The 1,602-nt window shown below is 71.2% G+C and carries 1 protein-coding gene and 1 pseudogene; one reads left to right on the forward strand and one right to left on the reverse strand.

The window, feature by feature from the left end; all coding sequences use genetic code 11:
* Positions 1–375: pseudogene (locus ACFWI9_RS34085) on the reverse strand (PucR family transcriptional regulator); the annotation flags it as partial.
* 180 nt (positions 376–555) lie between these two features.
* On the opposite strand from ACFWI9_RS34085, the gene glnII reads away from it, so the two are divergent.
* Positions 556–1,590: a glutamine synthetase gene (gene glnII / locus ACFWI9_RS34090; RefSeq protein ID WP_387169139.1), complete on the forward strand. Its 1,035-nt coding sequence runs from the start codon at positions 556–558 to the stop codon at positions 1,588–1,590.
* Positions 1,591–1,602: the final 12 nt, after the last annotated feature.

Here is a 1,602-nt window from a genome sequence, read left to right on the forward strand (position 1 = left end):
CGGCGCGTCCTGCCAGGCGGAGCACGCCTTGAGCCCGGCGGCGGCGGCCTGCGCGGACCGGGTCGCGGCCAGCAGGTCGGGCACGATCGGGCCCGCGACCACGGGACCGGCCGCATAAGGGCCGATCAGCGACTTGGCGACGGCGAGCGGATTGTCGCTGCCGCCGGCGATGACGACGAGCCGGTCCCCGAGCACCCCGGTGAGCACCTGGAGCTTGGCGTGCCGGGCGGCCCGCCGGATCGCCTCGACGGTCAGTTCGCTGTCGCCGTCGGGCGCGGTCCCCAGCACCACACACACATGCTCGGGCGAACTCCACCCCAGAGCCGCGGCCCGGCTGACGGCCCCCCCCGGGGGCGCCCCCCAGGCCCCCCGGGCGAGGCCGCCCGCGCACACACGCGCGGGCCCCCCCCCCCGCGCCCCACACACACCCCGTGCCGGTACGACCGGACGGAGAAGCCGAGTAACACGGGGTTCACAATCGGGCAATGGACGGGAAATCCCGGGTTGCCAAGCTGCGCCTCATACCCCGCAGCACCGTGCAAAGGATGAGGCCCCGTGACGTTCATCAAGGCTGAGTACATCTGGATCGACGGCACCGAGCCGACCGCGAAGCTCCGCTCCAAGACGAAGATACTGACCGCGGCCGTCGCCGGTGTCGACGAGCTGCCCATCTGGGGCTTCGACGGATCCAGCACCAACCAGGCCGAGGGCCACGCCTCCGACTGCGTACTGAAGCCCGTGTTCTCCTGCCCGGACCCGATCCGCGGCGGCGACCACATCCTGGTGCTCTGCGAGGTCCTGAACACGGACATGACCCCGCACCCCTCCAACACCCGGGCCGAGCTCGTGGAGGTGTCGGAGCGGTTCGCGGGCCAGGAGCCGATCTTCGGCATCGAGCAGGAGTACACCTTCTTCGACGGCGACCGTCCGCTCGGCTTCCCGGCGGGCGGCTTCCCGGCGCCGCAGGGCGGCTACTACTGCGGTGTCGGTGTGGACGAGATCCACGGCCGTGACGTGGTCGAGGCCCACCTGGAGAACTGCCTCAAGGCCGGTCTGGGCATCTCCGGCATCAACGCCGAGGTCATGCCCGGCCAGTGGGAGTTCCAGGTCGGCCCGCTGGCGCCGCTGGAGGTCTCCGACCAGCTGTGGGTGGCCCGCTGGCTGCTCTACCGCACCGCCGAGGACTTCAACGTCTCCGCGACGCTCGACCCGAAGCCGGTGAAGGGCGACTGGAACGGCGCGGGCGCGCACACCAACTTCTCCACCAAGGCGATGCGCGAGGGCTACGACGCGATCATCACCGCCTGCGAGTCGCTGGGCGAGGGCTCCAAGCCGCTGGACCACGTCAAGAACTACGGCGCCGGGATCGACGACCGCCTCACCGGCCTGCACGAGACCGCCCCGTGGAACGAGTACAGCTACGGCGTCTCCAACCGCGGCGCCTCGGTCCGTATCCCGTGGCAGGTCGAGAAGGACGGCAAGGGCTACATCGAGGACCGCCGCCCGAACGCCAACGTCGACCCCTACGTGGTGACCCGCCTGCTGGTGGACACCTGCTGCTCCGCGCTGGAGAAGGCCGGCCAGGTCTGACCGTCCCGGTCC

This window comes from Streptomyces sp. NPDC127084, assembly GCF_042724175.1.
Taxonomy (GTDB): domain Bacteria; phylum Actinomycetota; class Actinomycetes; order Streptomycetales; family Streptomycetaceae; genus Streptomyces.